Annotated in this window: 15 protein-coding genes and 4 pseudogenes; 9 read left to right on the top strand and 10 right to left on the bottom strand. The window is 34.7% G+C overall.

The window, feature by feature from the left end:
* Positions 1-11: 11 nt before the first annotated feature.
* Positions 12-788: a hypothetical protein gene (locus WHA_RS00545; RefSeq protein WP_041573495.1), complete on the top strand. Its 777-nt coding sequence runs from the start codon at positions 12-14 to the stop codon at positions 786-788.
* 360 nt (positions 789-1148) lie between these two features.
* Here the strand turns inward: WHA_RS00545 and WHA_RS07430 are convergent.
* A pseudogene (locus WHA_RS07430) lies at positions 1149-2235 on the bottom strand (IS3 family transposase).
* A gap of 194 nt (positions 2236-2429) precedes the next feature.
* On the opposite strand from WHA_RS07430, the gene WHA_RS00525 reads away from it, so the two are divergent.
* The 3 genes and pseudogenes from WHA_RS00525 to WHA_RS00515 all read left to right on the top strand — a co-directional run bounded on the left by WHA_RS00525 (position 2430) and on the right by WHA_RS00515 (position 4148).
* On the top strand, positions 2430-2705 hold the full coding sequence (locus tag WHA_RS00525) for an HNH endonuclease signature motif containing protein (RefSeq protein WP_039963646.1): 276 nt from the start codon (positions 2430-2432) through the stop codon (positions 2703-2705).
* 95 nt (positions 2706-2800) lie between these two features.
* Positions 2801-3100: pseudogene (locus WHA_RS00520) on the top strand (hypothetical protein); the annotation flags it as partial.
* Between the two features lie 7 nt (positions 3101-3107).
* The gene (locus WHA_RS00515; protein ID WP_015588818.1) at positions 3108-4148 is read left to right on the top strand and encodes an Mrp/NBP35 family ATP-binding protein; all 1041 of its coding nucleotides are present in this window, start codon (positions 3108-3110) and stop codon (positions 4146-4148) included.
* Here WHA_RS00515 and WHA_RS00510 read toward each other — a convergent pair.
* Both WHA_RS00510 and WHA_RS00505 read right to left on the bottom strand, forming a co-directional pair.
* Positions 4149-4520: pseudogene (locus WHA_RS00510) on the bottom strand (nuclease/transposase family protein); the annotation flags it as partial.
* 95 nt (positions 4521-4615) lie between these two features.
* Positions 4616-4891, bottom strand: coding sequence for an HNH endonuclease signature motif containing protein (locus tag WHA_RS00505; RefSeq protein WP_039963646.1), 276 nt, complete (start codon positions 4889-4891; stop codon positions 4616-4618).
* A 194-nt stretch (positions 4892-5085) separates the two neighbouring features.
* Between WHA_RS00505 and WHA_RS07425 the strand changes: the two are divergent.
* The 3 genes and pseudogenes from WHA_RS07425 to WHA_RS00480 all read left to right on the top strand — a co-directional run bounded on the left by WHA_RS07425 (position 5086) and on the right by WHA_RS00480 (position 9177).
* Positions 5086-6172 (top strand): annotated as a pseudogene (locus WHA_RS07425) (IS3 family transposase).
* A gap of 450 nt (positions 6173-6622) precedes the next feature.
* Positions 6623-7771, top strand: coding sequence for a 2-octaprenyl-6-methoxyphenyl hydroxylase (ubiH, locus tag WHA_RS00485; RefSeq protein ID WP_015588816.1), 1149 nt, complete (start codon positions 6623-6625; stop codon positions 7769-7771).
* Between the two features lie 443 nt (positions 7772-8214).
* Positions 8215-9177, top strand: coding sequence for an IS481-like element ISWpi4 family transposase (locus WHA_RS00480; RefSeq protein ID WP_015588815.1), 963 nt, complete (start codon positions 8215-8217; stop codon positions 9175-9177).
* A gap of 2 nt (positions 9178-9179) precedes the next feature.
* Here the strand turns inward: WHA_RS00480 and pth are convergent, their stop codons facing one another.
* Positions 9180-9728 (bottom strand): aminoacyl-tRNA hydrolase, encoded by a 549-nt coding sequence (gene pth / locus WHA_RS00475; RefSeq protein ID WP_015588814.1) that lies wholly within the window; start codon positions 9726-9728, stop codon positions 9180-9182.
* A complete protein-coding gene (locus WHA_RS00470) occupies positions 9728-10339 on the bottom strand; it encodes a 50S ribosomal protein L25/general stress protein Ctc (RefSeq protein ID WP_010962412.1) in 612 nt (203 codons plus the stop codon). The genes pth and WHA_RS00470 overlap by 1 nt, the downstream gene beginning before the upstream one ends.
* Before the next feature lie 145 nt (positions 10340-10484).
* Here WHA_RS00470 and WHA_RS00465 point away from each other — a divergent pair, with 145 nt between their 5' ends.
* Positions 10485-10784, top strand: coding sequence for an NADH dehydrogenase ubiquinone Fe-S protein 4 (locus WHA_RS00465; RefSeq protein ID WP_015588813.1), 300 nt, complete (start codon positions 10485-10487; stop codon positions 10782-10784).
* Positions 10785-11420: 636 nt separating this feature from the next.
* Here WHA_RS00465 and ftsL read toward each other — a convergent pair.
* Together ftsL and rsmH are read right to left on the bottom strand one after the other, a co-directional pair.
* Positions 11421-11732 carry a cell division protein FtsL gene (gene ftsL, locus WHA_RS00460; RefSeq protein WP_015588812.1) on the bottom strand — a complete coding sequence of 104 codons (312 nt, stop codon included), beginning with the start codon at positions 11730-11732 and terminating at the stop codon, positions 11421-11423.
* On the bottom strand, positions 11729-12610 hold the full coding sequence (rsmH, locus tag WHA_RS00455) for a 16S rRNA (cytosine(1402)-N(4))-methyltransferase RsmH (protein WP_015588811.1): 882 nt from the start codon (positions 12608-12610) through the stop codon (positions 11729-11731). Before rsmH ends, ftsL begins: the two co-directional genes overlap by 4 nt.
* 220 nt (positions 12611-12830) lie before the next feature.
* Between rsmH and WHA_RS00450 the strand changes: the two genes are divergently transcribed.
* On the top strand, positions 12831-14078 hold the full coding sequence (locus WHA_RS00450) for an MFS transporter (RefSeq protein ID WP_015588810.1): 1248 nt from the start codon (positions 12831-12833) through the stop codon (positions 14076-14078).
* 27 nt (positions 14079-14105) lie between these two features.
* Here WHA_RS00450 and map read toward each other — a convergent pair whose 3' ends face one another.
* The 3 genes from map to ftsA form a co-directional block, all read right to left on the bottom strand.
* Positions 14106-14888: a type I methionyl aminopeptidase gene (gene map, locus WHA_RS00445; RefSeq protein ID WP_015588809.1), complete on the bottom strand. Its 783-nt coding sequence runs from the start codon at positions 14886-14888 to the stop codon at positions 14106-14108.
* A gap of 149 nt (positions 14889-15037) precedes the next feature.
* The gene (locus WHA_RS00440; RefSeq protein ID WP_015588808.1) at positions 15038-15439 is read right to left on the bottom strand and encodes a nucleoside triphosphate pyrophosphohydrolase; all 402 of its coding nucleotides are present in this window, start codon (positions 15437-15439) and stop codon (positions 15038-15040) included.
* 41 nt (positions 15440-15480) lie between these two features.
* A complete protein-coding gene (ftsA, locus tag WHA_RS00435) occupies positions 15481-16719 on the bottom strand; it encodes a cell division protein FtsA (protein ID WP_015588807.1) in 1239 nt (412 codons plus the stop codon).
* Positions 16720-16772: the final 53 nt, after the last annotated feature.

Genomic DNA, 16772 nt, shown 5'->3' with positions numbered 1-16772 from the left:
TAAAAAAAATCATGAACGACAAAGACCTTTTCGAGGAAGACGGTGATAATATTGAAGAAAATAACGATGATAAAAGAGAGAGAAGTTTAGAAAATGAAAATCAGCAAAATCAAGAAGAACAACACAAAGAGGAAGATAAGCAATACATAATACAGTATACTCAAGACTATTTGAAAGTTTTTGAGGATATTCTAAATCAGATCGACGAAGGAATTGATAATTTAGATAGTTACGAAAGGACTATGCAAATAAAGCGAAGCATAGACAGGCTCATAGAGACTTTATATAGTCAGGCTGCGTCTGAAGATATTGATACAGAATTTGAAACCACAAAGCATACTCGCGATAAATCAGAATCTATGAAAAGAGTTAGAGAGAAAAGAAGGAAGCAAGCGATAGAAGAAGTATTAAGTAGCATGTTTGCCCAGCAACAAAAGGAGCTAATGAACGCTAAACACTTAAGTCATGGACATGAAACAGCACATGATGATGAAGCAAAGAAACGAGTGAAGTCTTCAATCAGGGGAGTGTTGTTTTCGGTGATTGCTCATAGGATGGATCCAAGAAGGAGGGCAGGGGAAACTGCTGACGATAACGAAAAGCAAGCTCATATACATGGCAGGGAAGCAGTTGGTGGAGCTTTAGGTGCATTGTTAAAAACGTTTTTAACAGCGGTTGCTGCTATTGTGCATGAAATTGCTAAACCACTTCAGAAACAGGAAACATCTTTTGCAAAACAAGTTGAAGAAAGCAGAAACGCAGATTCACAAAAGGGTCGATCTGTGTAGATTTCTCCTTGTAATAATCTTTCGATTCTACTGTCTGTTAATTCAAATTAGGGTTATAAAATTTTAGAAGCCAGCTCTTATATAACCAATTTATAGCAAGAAATTACGATACAAAAATCAGCGTCCGTTAGAAAATAAACATAACACAGGGTGATAGAGTTGCCCCTATCCATAAGCGTCAGTTAAGCTCAAAATTGTAAGCTTAAAATATGGTTGAATAATTATTAATAATAGTATATAATTATTAACGTTTTTCAGGCATTTTTGTTATGGGTGCGCCAAGTAAGCGTTTAGAATACAATTGGTGAAAATCCAACTGACCTTACCCAGAAAAAGTGGAGAGAAAGTGTGGAATGTTTTTTACAAAAAGAATGATGCATCAAATTGTTCTGGAATGCAATAGTTAATAGTGACGTTGTTTGTTATAAAAAATTTCTATGTATTCAAATATTGCAGTTCTAGTTTGTTGAGCAGAGTGTTGTGAAGTATCAATAAGTATTTCTCTTTTCAATGAGCTAAAGAAGCTTTCTGCAACAGAATTGTCGTAACAACAGCCTTTATTACTCATCTATATTCTTTACAGCTAAGAGATATTGATACCCTTGCGCAGTATATTGTGAACCTTGGTCACTGTGCAGCAGTAGATTTTTAACAGGTTTACGCCTATTAATGGCCATTAATAAAGAGTTCATAACCAATTGTTTATTTATTGCACTACTCATTAACTACCATACGTGAGAATTATTGCTGCCAAATATAGCCATCCCTCCTTGGTTTTGATGTAAGTAATCCCATACTTTATTTGGTTGATCAACAATAAAGTTTTGATCTAGTATATTGGGAGCTACAGCTCTATTATCTGTTTGTTGTTTTTTAATTTTAAACTTTCTTCTCAGTATAGCCCTGATGTCATTTTTCTGCATAATACTTTGCACCGTTTTCAAATTGCAACTTTTACCCAAAGCCTTCAATTCAGCATAAATTTTAGGAGCTCCATATCTACATTTAGAAACTTGATATATTTTTTGAATAGCTTCGAGTAGCTCTTTATTTGCTGATTCTCTACTGCTTATTTTTCTTGTAGTCCACTTATAGTAGCCACTAGCAGAAAATCCTACATAATTCCTGTACTTTATAGCAGTTACTATATAAAAAAATATTTTACTCTTTTTGACTGGCCAGGGCTTTTTTTTAAATGTCTCTTTCCCTTGTTACTCTTGCTTTGTAAATCAAACCTCTCTTTGTCGTAAGGAGCCATGTTACCTCTACCTGGAAATGCATCTGCTGCCGACTTTTTTTCGTTGTGTTTCTTTATCCATTTTCCTAATAAACCACCCTTTATTCCTAAATCTCTTGCTATTTTTGTAATTGTTTGACCTGCCTTTCTTTGTTCATTTGCCAGTTTAACAGCTTCCAATTTGAATTCTGCCGTATATTCTCTTACCATTTCTAATCCTCCAAAATTTTATTTTACCCAAAAAAACTCTTTTCTTTCTCTCCACTTTTTCTGGGTAAGGTCAGTCTTTAGGCACCCAAACAAAGGGAAATGCTGGATAAAAAGAAAGTACTTTAAGAAGTATAATAACGAAAACTGGCGCTTTATGACAAGTAACAAGGTACGTCTTACTATACACAGCGATCATGTTATTAAACAAAGTGCAAAAAACCAGATCCCCATATGATGGTGATTGGGTATATTGGGGTAAACGTCTGAGAAAAATACCAGATAAGCCACTAGGAGTAATAAAATTATTGAGGTTGCACCAAAGTAAATGCGATAATTGTAGACTATGGTTTAAAAGTGATGATACAATAAAAATACATCACAAAGACCAGAATAGACGAAACAATATGATCACAAACTTATCTTTGTTACATGGACATTGTCACGATGAATTACACAGGAGGTGTGCATGAAAAGCACCAAATTAGAGAGAAGCCGTATGAGGCTCAAAGTCTCACGTACGGTTTTGAAGTCGAGTGAGGAGGGGCGACCTTCTTCACTTAGACAACAATATGCAGATGAAACTACGGAAGAAGACTTAAGGAAAATAGCAGAAAAAGCACCAATAATAAAGTTAGCCTACGATGAATTAGACAGGTTTAGCTGGAATGAAAAAGATTTAGTAGCATATGAAGAAAGAATAATGGATCTGCTGAAAGAAGAAGGCATCCTCGCTAAAAAACTTGATGAGGGAAAGATTGAAGTAGCAAAAAACCTACTTAAGGCTGACATCTCTATTGATATTATCTCTCAGACAACCGGCCTTCCTCAAGCTGAGATTAAACGACTTCAGGAAGAAATCACCTAAAAGGCTAATGATCAACGAAAAAATTGTAAGAGAGAACTTAAAAAAAGTCATAGAGCAAAAAAGCGGTAAAGATGTGATCGCTCTTGGCATAATATCCTCAATTATTATTAAAGGTCAAGATGTTGGTTTTGTGCTTGAAGTTGCCGGTAACACGCAAGCAAATGAAGAATTAAGAAGAAATTGTGAGCAAGCTGTTAAAGCTATACCGGGGGTGACAAAAGTGACCGTGGTTGCTACTTGTCAAAAACAAACTGGGCAACAAAAAGCTAAATTACATATCGAAGGAGTGAAAAATATAATCGTTGTGGCCTCTGGTAAAGGCGGTGTGGGCAAGTCCACAGTTGCGCTAAATCTTGCTCTCTCATTAGCAAAGTTAAAACACAAAGTTGCGCTGGTTGATGCAGATATATATGGTCCTTCAATTCCTAAAATGCTTGGCGCTGAAAAATTAAAGCCAGAAATACAGGATAGTAAAGCAATGCCTATAGAAAAGTATGGACTGCATACTATTTCAATTGGCTATTTTATCGATAAAGATCGTGCAGCAATATGGCGCGGACCTATGATTACAAAAGCACTTTATAGTCTGCTAATGGGAACAAAATGGTCCGATATAGAGTATTTGATAATTGATACACCACCTGGAACTGGCGATGTGCATTTAAGTCTTATGGAAAATTTTAACTTAACTGGGGCGATAATAGTTTCAACTCCACAGGAGCTCTCTTTAATCGATGCTCGCAAAATTTATGATATGTTTACAAAGCTCAGCGTACCGGTTATTGGCATTGTAGAAAATATGAGTTATTTCATTCAAAGCGGCTCAAAAATATACATATTTGGAAAAGACGGTGCAAAAAAAATGTCTGAGGAGCTGGGCATCAAACTTCTAGGCAGAGTTCCTCTAGATCCACAAATATGCCATGCTTCTGATTGTGGAAATCCTTTAATGTTAAGTGAAGATTTAGCAGGGATTTATGAAGGTATTGCTAAAGATGTTATAGCTAAAGTGGCTCTACAATTTGAAAAACCGTCATTCCGCTACTAGTTAGCGCCGCGGCGGTATGACGTAGGGGTAACCGTTCACACTTAATTCTTCAATCTCACTAATAGAAAGGCCAGTAAACTTGACAATAGTGTTAACATCAACATTATTAGCCAGCATTGCTTTTGCGACTTCGATTTTCCCTTCAATTTTGCCTTCCTCTTTACCAATTTTTTTGCCTTTTTCAGTAGCAAGATCAAGTCTGTATTCAAGAATGGCTTCTTCTTTCCGTAGATCCATTATTCTTTCTTCGTAAGCTACTAAATCTTTTTCATTCCAGCTAAACCTGTCTAATTCATCGTAGGCTAACTTTATTATTGGTGCTTTTTCTGCTATTTTCCTTAAGTCTTCTTCCGTAGTTTCATCTGCATATTGTTGTCTAAGTGAAGAAGGTCGCCCCTCCTCACTCGACTTCAAAACCGTACGTGAGACTTTGAGCCTCATACGGCTTCTCTCTAATTTGGTGCTTTTCATGCACACCTCCTGTGTAATTCATCGTGACAATGTCCATGTAACAAAGATAAGTTTGTGATCATATTGTTTCGTCTATTCTGGTCTTTGTGATGTATTTTTATTGTATCATCACTTTTAAACCATAGTCTACAATTATCGCATTTACTTTGGTGCAACCTCAATAATTTTATTACTCCTAGTGGCTTATCTGGTATTTTTCTCAGACGTTTACCCCAATATACCCAATCACCATCATATGGGGATCTGGTTTTTTGCACTTTGTTTAATAACATGATCGCTGTGTATAGTAAGACGTACCTTGTTACTTGTCATAAAGCGCCAGTTTTCGTTATTATACTTCTTAAAGTACTTTCTTTTTATCCAGCATTTCCCTTTGTTTGGGTGCCTAAAGACTGACCTTACCCAGAAAAAGTGGAGAGAAAGAAAAGAGTTTTTTTGGGTAAAATAAAATTTTGGAGGATTAGAAATGGTAAGAGAATATACGGCAGAATTCAAATTGGAAGCTGTTAAACTGGCAAATGAACAAAGAAAGGCAGGTCAAACAATTACAAAAATAGCAAGAGATTTAGGAATAAAGGGTGGTTTATTAGGAAAATGGATAAAGAAACACAACGAAAAAAAGTCGGCAGCAGATGCATTTCCAGGTAGAGGTAACATGGCTCCTTACGACAAAGAGAGGTTTGATTTACAAAGCAAGAGTAACAAGGGAAAGAGACATTTAAAAAAAAGCCCTGGCCAGTCAAAAAGAGTAAAATATTTTTTTATATAGTAACTGCTATAAAGTACAGGAATTATGTAGGATTTTCTGCTAGTGGCTACTATAAGTGGACCACAAGAAAAATAAGCAGTAGAGAATCAGCAAATAAAGAGCTACTCGAAGCTATTCAAAAAATATATCAAGTTTCTAAATGTAGATATGGAGCTCCTAAAATTTATGCTGAATTGAAGGCTTTGGGTAAAAGTTGCAATTTGAAAACGGTGCAAAGTATTATGCAGAAAAATGACATCAGGGCTATACTGAGAAGAAAGTTTAAAATTAAAAAACAACAAACAGATAATAGAGCTGTAGCTCCCAATATACTAGATCAAAACTTTATTGTTGATCAACCAAATAAAGTATGGGATTACTTACATCAAAACCAAGGAGGGATGGCTATATTTGGCAGCAATAATTCTCACGTATGGTAGTTAATGAGTAGTGCAATAAATAAACAATTGGTTATGAACTCTTTATTAATGGCCATTAATAGGCGTAAACCTGTTAAAAATCTACTGCTGCACAGTGACCAAGGTTCACAATATACTGCGCAAGGGTATCAATATCTCTTAGCTGTAAAGAATATAGATGAGTAATAAAGGCTGTTGTTACGACAATTCTGTTGCAGAAAGCTTCTTTAGCTCATTGAAAAGAGAAATACTTATTGATACTTCACAACACTCTGCTCAACAAACTAGAACTGCAATATTTGAATACATAGAAATTTTTTATAACAAACAACGTCACTATTAACTATTGCATTCCAGAACAATTTGATGCATCATTCTTTTTGTAAAAAACATTCCACACTTTCTCTCCACTTTTTCTGGGTAAGGTCAGTTGGATTTTCACCAATTGTATTCTAAACGCTTACTTGGCGCACCCATAACAAAAATGCCTGAAAAACGTTAATAATTATACACTATTATTAACAATTATTCAACCATATTTTTGAAGATAGCTATGCCGCCGCGAACCGTCATACCGCCGCGGTATCTCTTAGCCGCTAACAAGTAGCGGGATGACGGTTGTCGGTAAATCTAAGTCAGTTTAGCTATAGGCAGCAATTTTCTGTATTTACTTTAAATTGAAGAAAGATCAAATGAAAGATCGTGTTTTGCTAAAAATCACAGAATGCAGTCTGGTTACAACCTTTCTTGGGTTAGCTATAGGTCTTTGTCTATAAAGTTTGTTTAAACTATTTTCAAAATAGATAAAATATAATTTTACAATTAGCGTAAATAAAATGAATTATGATGTAATCATTTCAGGTGGTGGGTTACTTGGTCTTATTACTGCAATTGGCCTCAGTTGTAACTCTGTGTCTGTAGCTGTAATTGAAAAAAATAGTTTGCCACGTGTAGTAGATGACAACCGAGCATTTGCTATTTCTCAAGGCTCGAAAAAAATATTGGAAAAATTAGGGATTTGGCAGTTTATAGAAAGCGAAGCTGAGCCAATACTTGATATATGCATATTAGATGCGGTTACTGTGCATTACAATCATAAAATGGTTGGTGAAGAACCAATGGGTTATGTTATTAACAATGCTGCTATATGGAATGCAATCAACAATAATTTTCTGAATAAACTAAATATATACTCTCCACATTCCTATAAAACAATTGCTTATGATTCAGGATATGTGGAAGTTATTCTTGATAATAACCAGGAATTAATATCATCGCTACTTATCTGCGCTGAAGGCAAAAACTCTAAATTACCAGAGTTATTTTCTATACCGACAGTGAAATTTGACTATAAACAAAGTAGCATAGTATTTAATGTAAAGCATGAACTGCATCACCAAAACTTAGCTGTAGAGCGTTTTTTTCCTGGCGGTCCATTTGCAATTCTACCGATGAAGGGTGGCTATACTTCTTCGATAGTTTGGACAGAAAAATCTGAAATTTCAAAAATGCTAATGGATCTGTCTGAAGAAGAATTTATTATAGAGCTTAAAAAAAGATTTGGTTCTTATTTAGGAGAGATAAAATTAGAGGGTGAAAGAAAACTTTATCCTTTAAGTTTTGCTTTTGCAAAAAAGTTATATAAGGGTAGAGTTTTGCTTATCGGCGATGCAGCACATTCAATTCATCCAGTTGCAGGTCAAGGGCTTAATCTTGGAATTAGAGATGTAGAAAGTATTATAAAGCACGTAGTTGCCGCAAAAGCATCTGGTATTGATGTTGGCAGTAGTTATTTATTAAAGAAAATTTCACGTAACAGATACTTTGATAATTTTACAATGGCGCTTGCAACTGATGGATTAAATAGGATGTTTTCCAACAGAATATTCTGCGCTAAAGCACTAAGAAATCTTGGCTTGATTGCAGTTGAAAATTCAAATTTCCTCAAAAAACGCTTCATTCGGCATGCTATGGGATTTATATAAATCACTATTTTATAGCTAATGCAAGTCAGGTTTCCCACGGCATACCGCCGCGGTATCTTGGCCGCTAACACGTAGCGGGATGACGAATGTATCTGTTCAGCAGTTGTGTTAAAAGTCAATAGAAAAATTGATGTAGCTGTGGATAAGCACGTTTATACAGATAAAAGTACTTATCCACAGCTATGCTGGCTCTTAGATAGAAACAGACAGAGAGTTATATTCCTCAGTAAAAACCCTGTCATCTCTGACTAAAGAGTTAGCAAGAATAAGCAATTTCCTCATGGCAGCAGTGGAAGCAATTTTATATGGCTTTTTATATTGACTATATAATCTAGTAAAGAAAGGTTTGATATAGGAATTAGGGGGGGGAGGGGGGGATGTATGGTCCCAGAGTGTGATGGTATGATAAAATATGAGAAAACAATACCATCAAAGGAGGAATTATGGGACAAATATTACATGGGTGCGCCAAAACAACAGAGACAATTCGTAGAGCAATACAAAATAGTAAAGAGAGCATAGCAAAACTCTCCAGGTACTATAACCTTAATCCAAAAACTATCATTAAATGGAGAAAACGGTCTTTTGCCAAAGACGCTGATATGGGTCCGAAGCATGCAAGATCAACTGTTTTAACTTTAGAAGAGGAGGCTGTAATTGTTGCATTTCGTAAGCATACTCTATTGCCATTAGATGATTGTCTCTACGCTTTGCAAACCTCAATCCCACACTTGACTCGCTCTAGTCTACATCGTTGCTTACAGAGGCACAGCATTAGCAGACTACCAGATGTTGATGGCGAAGTTAAACCAAAAAAGAAATTCAAACAATATCCTATAGGCTATTTCCATATTGATATTGCAGAAGTCAGAACAGAAGAAGGAAAGTTATATTTGTTTGTTGCAATAGATAGAACATCCAAATTTACGTATGTTGAGTTGTATAAAAGTGCTACAAAACCTATAGCTGCTGAGTTTCTACGTAATTTGATTAAAATTTTACCATATAAAATCCACACTATTTTGACAGATAACAGTGTACAATTTACCAACCAAAAACGCCATAAATACGCTTTTCAACATATATTTGATAGAGCTTGTGAAGAAAATGACATTGAACACCGTCTAACAAAAGTTAGCCATCCTTGGACAAATGGGCAAGTTGAGCGTATGAACAAAACTTTAAAGAATGCCACTGTTAAGAAGTATTACTATCAGTCTCACCAGCAACTCAAAGAGCATCTTTATGACTTTGTTATGGCCTACAATTATGCTAAAAGACTCAAAACTCTTAAGGGTCTTACACCTTTTGAGTTTATATCTTTACAGTGGACAAAATCTCCTGAATTGTTCATACTAAATCCACACCATCACACTCTGGGACCATACACTCCCTGTGTTTCGTAATATTATACAATCAAATTGATAAAAGCTGTATTATCTCCTTGCAGCATTAAGTGTATATTTTTTGCTATTTTTTCCACTAAGGAAGTAACATTATCAAAATTTGAAAATTTTGATAACACATAATCTGCTAAGCTTCTTTGATCTTCAGGTCTACCCACTCCAAATCTCAAGCGCCAATAATCGTTGCCAATAAAACTATCTATGGATTTAAGTCCATTATGTCCAGCAGAGCTACCACCTTTCTTTATTTTTATTCTTCCAAGTTCCAAATCAGCGTCATCGTGTATGACAACAATATTATCTAGCGATAATTTGTAAAAATTTCGTATTTTTGCAACAGGGATGCCTGAATTATTCATAAATGAATAAGGCTTTATTAACATGATTTTATTATCATTAATTATGCCAGAGGTTATTAGATAATCGGCTTTTTTAGAGAACGACTGGAAATTCCAATATTTGCAAATTGTATCAACTACGATGAAGCCGATATTATGATGAGTTAACTCATATTGACTACCAGGGTTACCAAGCCCAACTATCAGGTGCACTATTCCTCTGTTTCTGCTTGAGGTTCTTCAACGTCACTATCGGCAGCAGAAATTGTAACAATGGTAAAATTTTCTTCTTCATGGGCTACAAACTTAACACCTTCTGGTAATTTTACATCATTAATATGTATAGACTGGCCAATCATTTTACCGGATAAATCAACTTCAATAACCTGAGGTATTTTATCAGGAGAGCATTTAACAGCAATAGAACGACATAAAACATTAAGCACTCCACCTAACTTGATCCCTGGGGCTTTACTTTCATTCACAAATGATAGAGGTATGTCTATTTTAATTTCACTGCCTTTATCAACAAATTGAAAATCAACATGTTGCACAGTATCCTTTACTACATGCAATTGGATATCGCGAACAAGAGCATATTCCTTTTTGCCCGAAATATTCAGCTCTATCAAATGTGCAGAAAGAGAACCTGATTTATATTGCTTCGTGAATTCCTTTGCAGACAATGTCAAATTTACATTATCATGGCCCTTTCCATATATTATTCCAGGGATGTTTCCTTTCTTCCTTAGAGAATGCATCGCTTTTGTTTTTGTTATATCACGTAACTCTGCATTAATTGTTACTATTTCCTGTTGCGTCATCGGTTACTCCTATTCAGCTAATCCTTTTAATATAATTTAATAATAATATAACATAAAAATATTTATTTCAAACTTCATTCTTTCATACTAATTGTTTGTGAAAGGATTTATTTAGATATATATTTAAGCTTATTTAACAAGAACTATGGGCATTGATGATAAAGTAGTTTTTAGGATTTATAAACCAACAAAAACTGCAACACAATCTGGTTTAGGTAATACAAATTTCTGGCACCTGAAAATTGAATCTGGCTCTTACTACATTGAACCTTTAATGGGGTGGGTTGGCTCAAAAGATCCAAAAAAACAGATTGTATTAAAGTTTGATTCTCTTGAAAAAGCAGTATTCTACGCAAAAAAACGCAACGTTAAATACATAATTGAAATGCCAAAAAATGTTAAGAGGCTGCCAAAATCTTACGCAAGCAATTTCATACTAAAGTAAGTTGCACAACAAATGGTGTTATGCAAGTAGCTGACACTGCTCTCCTTTGTCATCCCAGTGCCCAGACACTGGGATGGCTTTGTTGCATCGCTACTTATGAAAGGCTAACTATAGTTAGGATTATAAGCAACCTATTGAAAATCTTGTTTTTTTGCAATCAATCTGATCAAATTTAAGAATAGTAATTTGTTATTTATATTAATAAATTTAATTCTATTGAAAATAGCTAAAGCATTGAAATTCTTGAATTTTAGCCAGATTAGTGAGTGGTAGTGAAATTTCTTTTACTCAAATTTAGGTATTCACTGACCGTTCTTGTTATAAATACCAGAATAATAAGCTACTGATATTCACTATCTTTTTTATCTTTAATCCATCATAGCTAGCGATGCAACAAAGCCCACTGGGATCCAGGAATTTTATTAAGTTGGTAAGCATAAAAATAGCTGTTTTACGTTAAAATACAATGTTTTTGATGATTATGGAAAGGCTGGATCCCAGTGTCAAGCACTGGGATGACACCATTTGTTGTAAACTCACTTTTACTCTATGGTTATACTACCTTGCCGCTATCCTGAACGGATACAAAGTAAGTTTTATTGTGATGTGCTCATCTGTAAAAAATAAGACTTAATCTCACTGTTGATCATGGATTTTAAGTTGTGCTAGCACACTGCGGCCATTTAAAGAGTCAAGATTTTTAACCTGGCTAGCCAGTATTAAAGAGTTATTTTTCAGGTATTTCTTTACAAGACTTGCAAGCCTTTTTGGATTATTCAAATAGCTCCATTCTGCTTGTAAAACTTTCATATCACTTTGCACTAAATTAATTTCACTTTTTATTTTTATTAGCTCTCTATTTAATGACTGAACATGTAATTTTACCTTAAATAGTCCTACAATGCTAAGAAAAAACATAACTATTGAGATGACGCAGAAAGTTCTCATGACAACCTCTGTATAGCTCTTAGTTTTGCTGAGCGTGAACGCGGATTTGCACTTACTTCTTCTATACTTGCTTCGATCACTTTTTTATTTAGAAGAGAGAATGTCTTGCAATCAGTAGCACATAAATCTTTAAAAAAAGTTTTGACTATACGATCTTCTAAGGAATGAAAGGTGACGACAATTAATTTGCCATTCTCACTTAAAATCTCAGATGCAGCTTTAATGCCCTTTTCAAGTTCTCCCAGCTCATCGTTTACCCATATTCTGATTGCCTGAAATGTTCTGGTTGCAGGATCAATTTTGCTTTTTCCACGAAACACCACAGAACGTACAATATCCGCAAGCTCAAATGTAGTTTTGATAGTTTTCTTCTTCCGTGCATTTACTATTGCTCTTGCGATTTTGCGAGAATGACGTTCGCCTCCGTAGTTATATATAGTATTTGCGATTTCTTCTTCGCGTAAAGCGTTAACAAACGTTGAAGCGTTTATATAAGAAGAGTTATCCATACTCATATCGAGTGGACCATCATGTAAAAATGAGAACCCTCTATCTCCGTTATCAAGCTGCATAGATGAAACTCCGATGTCAAAAACTATTCCATCGATACCTTCAATATTGTTGCTATCTAATAAATTTTTAACATTACTAAACTTCTCAATAAATAGTTTTATTCTATCGGGATATCTAATGCTTAAATCATCATAAAACTTAGTTACCGTTTCATCTCTATCAATTGCATATACTTTGCAATCAGCTGACTCCAATATTGCTTTGCTATACCCTCCAGCTCCAAATGTGGCGTCCACATATATACCATCATCCTGCGGTGATAGTAGTGATAGCATCTCTTTTAACAAAACTGGAGTGTGTGTCATAGTGCTCCATCAAGAGACTCTGTGCATACAAATAAAAATAACTTCCCACTAAAACATATGGAAGTATATAGGCAATAATATAAAAACACTTGAATATAGTCAATGATATAAAAATATTAAGATTTAATAAGATGCTATTATTAATATGATGTTCAAATTTTTCTATTATATAAAAAAAAGTAATGTATATTACTAAATACTAAACAAACTATAGAAAATTATGCAGCAAATAACAAAAGTAATATTTTCAAGTTTGATTTGTAACACTTTATTGTGGTATGACCACATGCTTTTTGGCCACTTAATAAACATAATAGGTAGTGTGTTTTTTCCATCGGATGATCAACTAACCAGCGTATTGAAAGCTTTTGGAGTGTTTGCAGTGGGTTTCTTAATGAGACCAGTCGGTGCTGCTATATTTGGTCACATTGGTGATAAGCATGGCAGAAGAGTTGCCTTATTGCTCTCGATTATATTAATGACTCTATCAACCGTATTAATTGCTTTTGTTCCAGGTTATCAAAGCATTGGAATACTAGCATCAATGCTGGTAGTTTGTTTAAGGTTATTGCAGGGTATATCTCTTGGAGGAGAAGCAGGAAATGCACCATTTTTAATAGAACATGCTCCTAAAAACAAAAAAGGATTTTTTGGCAGCATTGAAGTATTAAGCGCAATTTTTGGTTCAGTATTAAGCTTGATAGCGGTACTCATATGCAAAAAAGTATCTGATTTTGAATCTTGGGGGTGGAGATTACCTTTCATTTTCAGTTTAGCAATGGGATTAATTAGCATATATATGAGATATATACTTGATGAAAGCCCAGAGTATAAAAGACAGAAAAATCCATCTAAATTGCCATTAAAAGAGTTATTAAATAGCTATAAAAAACCTTTTCTGATATCAGTTGGGGTTGATATAGTTGAAAACTCATCTCTTTACATATATCTGGTATTTTTCAATGTGCTTACGAATAAAATATTAACAGTAAATACTCATTTTAATCATATAGTGGAAATACTGAGTCAAATTGCGCTCGGAGGATTGACAGTATTGTTTGCAATACTTTCTGATAAGGTAGGAAGAGAAAAAGTTATGAAGTTTGCATTTATAGCTTTTGTAATAGTGAGTTATCCAGTTTTTTCAATGTTATGTAGTAGCAATTACTTGCTGGCACACATTCTTTTTATAATTCCAATAGCTGCATCGCTTGGTCCTGTCAGTGCACTTATGTGCGAATTATTTCCAACAAAGGTTCGGTACAGTGGATTTGGTTTATCAAGAAATATAGCTGCTGGATTTTTTGGCGGCCTTGCACCATTTATATGCACAACAATTATCAAGGTTACAGGACAAGAGACTTCAGCTAGTTTTTACATGATTTTCTGTGCATTAATTGGGCTAGTTGCTATATCGCAAATTAAGGGTGAGCTTTCTTCAAAATCACCCAAAGTAAACCAAGTATAGTTGCAGTATAGCAGAATTTAAAAAAATCTAATTATAAGGTGGGAAATGCCAATTCTTAGGTGATAATGTGAATATTTCAGCACCATCTTTTGTCACTCCAAGTGTATGCTCAAATTGAGCAGAAAGTGAAAGATCGCGTGTTGTTACTGTCCAGTCATCGAGTTTACTGAGCAGAGTCTCATGTTTTCCAGCATTAATCATTGGCTCTATTGTAAAAAACATACCTTCCTTTAAGACAAGATCTTCATCTTGATCATAGAAATGCACTACATTTGGTGGAGCATGAAAGACTTTTCCTATACCATGTCCGCAGTAGCTGCGTACGATAGAATATCCAAAATCTCTAATATATTTCTCTATAGCAAGCCCTATTTCATTTAACTTATTGCCGGGCTTAACTTGTTTGATTGCTTCCATCAACGCATTATAAGTAGCATCACATAAACGTTTTGCTTTGATTGATGGTTTGCCAACCCAAAACATGCGACTTGTATCACCATGCCAACCATTTAAAATCACCGTGACATCAATATTTAAAATATCTCCATCTTTAAGCGGTTTATCATCGGGAACACCATGGCACACAACTGCATTTTTTGAAGTGCAAATTGATTTTGAATACCCCCTATAGTTTAGTGGTGCTGGAATTGCACCTGCATTAATTATAAAGTCATGGCATAGATCATTTAATTCATTAGTTGTCACCCCTACCTTTACGTACGGTGCAATGAAATCAAGAGTTTCAGCAGCAAGCCTGCCAGCCTTGCGCATAAATTCAAAATCTTCTTGTGAGTGTATAGTTATGTTCATATTTTCCATGTCTTATTATAATTGGTACGCTTACTTGCAGTACATAAATGTAATAACTTTGCGTATTATGAAAATAAGCCCTATGGATCCTAGCGTCAAGTCATTTGTATGAAAGGTGGTCAAGCAAGAAGTCTATTTAATAATCTGAACTATACAACTATTATCTCAGGATAATCTGAAGGTTTTTTGTGATAGTAATCGATGCTCTTAGAATTCACCTCAATGTAAGTATTATAGATACGATTCTCAAAACCACCTCTCTCTTGTTTTTTAGAGATACGCTTTTCTTCAATTTGTTCTATTGATAGTCCACTTTCTTTGCCTAATGCATGTATGACCTCAAGTAAATCGGCTAACTCTTCAAGATTTTCATCTGGAGTTTTAGAGGCAATAACTTCCTTTGCTTCTTCTAAAAGTTTATCTTTGAGACGTTCAATGTATTCATCTTTTTCCATCACCCTCTCATAAACAATAATTCCATGGGAACGTATAATTTCAGTTGTATGATCACGAACCAATTTATTAATTTTGAAACAATGTTTTTTATTCATAATGTTTCCTTTGATAGATATAAGAATTTCATTCAGTAAAATTAAACTGTAACTTTTGATTTAACCCAATTATACAATTTACTCATTTTACCATCTTGTCCTAACATACCAGAGTTATTTTTATAAAAAGTGTCAACTATTAGCTTTATAGAACCTATAGCAGCAGAAAATACAGGATTTTTATCATATTCGCCATCAAGGCCACTGAGAGATTCAGGGGACCCAATTCGAACTTGTTTATTGAATATATAGCCTGCAATTTCCTTCATGCTTGTAAGTTGACTAGTTCCACCTGTGATCACTACTTTATTAATTGGATCTTTCTGCTCTTGAAATTGCTCTCTTACCATTTCAAGTATTTCTTCAACTCTTGGTCTTATGATGTTAATAAGCTCAGATTTGAATACTTGAGTAGGTTCATCATTTTCACTATTTTGGACTGTAATATATTCGTTCTCATCTATTGAAGTTACGATAGTGCTACCATACAGTATTTTTATATACTCTGCACGTTCTATGCTTGTGCATAGCCCGTAAGCAATATCTCGAGTGATATGAACGCCACCAATTGGAACGCTGCTTGCATACACAAGTTTCCCTCTTTTGAAAATTCCAATTGCAGTGCACCCACCGCCTATATCAACAATAGCAGTCCCGAGCTCTTTTTCATCTTCACTGAGACACGCAAGACCTGCAGAATATGCAGAAGCAATACAACCTGCCATATTTAATCCACCATTATTGGTAATACAGTTTTCAATATTGGTAAGCGCTGGACGCGAAGCAGTGACAACATTAACATCAGCAGATAGTCTTTTTCCGTACAATCCACCAACTTCTTTTATGTCAGTCATGTCATCTAAGTGATATTTTAGTGGTATATTGTGAATGATAACATTGTCTTCAATATATTTCTCAAATGTTTGAAAAACTAAACGTCTTATATCACGCTCAGAAATCTCATGGTTAGCTGCAATAATTTCATTATGTACATTGAAAGATGAGATGCCACATCCAGCAATGTTCACATATATCTGATCTATGGTTTCTTCTGATACTTGTTCAGCTAAACCTATAGTTGATGAGATGGAGTAATTTGCGTGTTTTACATTAGTTATTGATCCACCGTTTACACCTTCTGCAATCTTATAACCCGTTCCTGTTACTTTATAGCTGAAGTTGCCATTTATCTTAACGATTAGACAGATAATTTTTGTTGTACCTATGTCTAAAACAGCAAAAACATTTCTCTTTGGTTTTGCTATTACTGCAGAGTACATTAGTTAACCTTATTACGCAATTTCATTTAAATTGTAGCTTTCTTTAATAATTT

Origin of the sequence: Wolbachia endosymbiont of Drosophila simulans wHa, assembly GCF_000376605.1 — a bacterium.
GTDB classification, from domain to species: Bacteria; Pseudomonadota; Alphaproteobacteria; order Rickettsiales; family Anaplasmataceae; genus Wolbachia; species Wolbachia pipientis.
This window is presented reverse-complemented; position numbering and strand designations above follow the sequence as displayed.

Bases quoted from the DNA above. Each gene is read 5' to 3' on its own strand.
- ftsL (WP_015588812.1), bottom strand. From the start codon at position 11,732: ATGAGAACTTTCTGCGTCATCTCAATAGTTATGTTTTTTCTTAGCATT.
- WHA_RS00470 (WP_010962412.1), bottom strand. From the start codon at position 10,339: ATGACGCAACAGGAAATAGTAACAATTAATGCAGAGTTACGTGATATA.
- WHA_RS00505 (WP_039963646.1), bottom strand. From the start codon at position 4,891: ATGTTATTAAACAAAGTGCAAAAAACCAGATCCCCATATGATGGTGAT.
- rsmH (WP_015588811.1), bottom strand. From the start codon at position 12,610: ATGACACACACTCCAGTTTTGTTAAAAGAGATGCTATCACTACTATCA.
- WHA_RS00480 (WP_015588815.1), top strand. From the start codon at position 8,215: ATGGGACAAATATTACATGGGTGCGCCAAAACAACAGAGACAATTCGT.
- WHA_RS00450 (WP_015588810.1), top strand. From the start codon at position 12,831: ATGCAGCAAATAACAAAAGTAATATTTTCAAGTTTGATTTGTAACACT.
- WHA_RS00545 (WP_041573495.1), top strand. From the start codon at position 12: ATGAACGACAAAGACCTTTTCGAGGAAGACGGTGATAATATTGAAGAA.
- WHA_RS00525 (WP_039963646.1), top strand. From the start codon at position 2,430: ATGTTATTAAACAAAGTGCAAAAAACCAGATCCCCATATGATGGTGAT.
- WHA_RS00440 (WP_015588808.1), bottom strand. From the start codon at position 15,439: ATGAATAAAAAACATTGTTTCAAAATTAATAAATTGGTTCGTGATCAT.
- ftsA (WP_015588807.1), bottom strand. From the start codon at position 16,719: ATGTACTCTGCAGTAATAGCAAAACCAAAGAGAAATGTTTTTGCTGTT.
- WHA_RS00515 (WP_015588818.1), top strand. From the start codon at position 3,108: ATGATCAACGAAAAAATTGTAAGAGAGAACTTAAAAAAAGTCATAGAG.
- WHA_RS00465 (WP_015588813.1), top strand. From the start codon at position 10,485: ATGGGCATTGATGATAAAGTAGTTTTTAGGATTTATAAACCAACAAAA.
- ubiH (WP_015588816.1), top strand. From the start codon at position 6,623: ATGAATTATGATGTAATCATTTCAGGTGGTGGGTTACTTGGTCTTATT.
- map (WP_015588809.1), bottom strand. From the start codon at position 14,888: ATGAACATAACTATACACTCACAAGAAGATTTTGAATTTATGCGCAAG.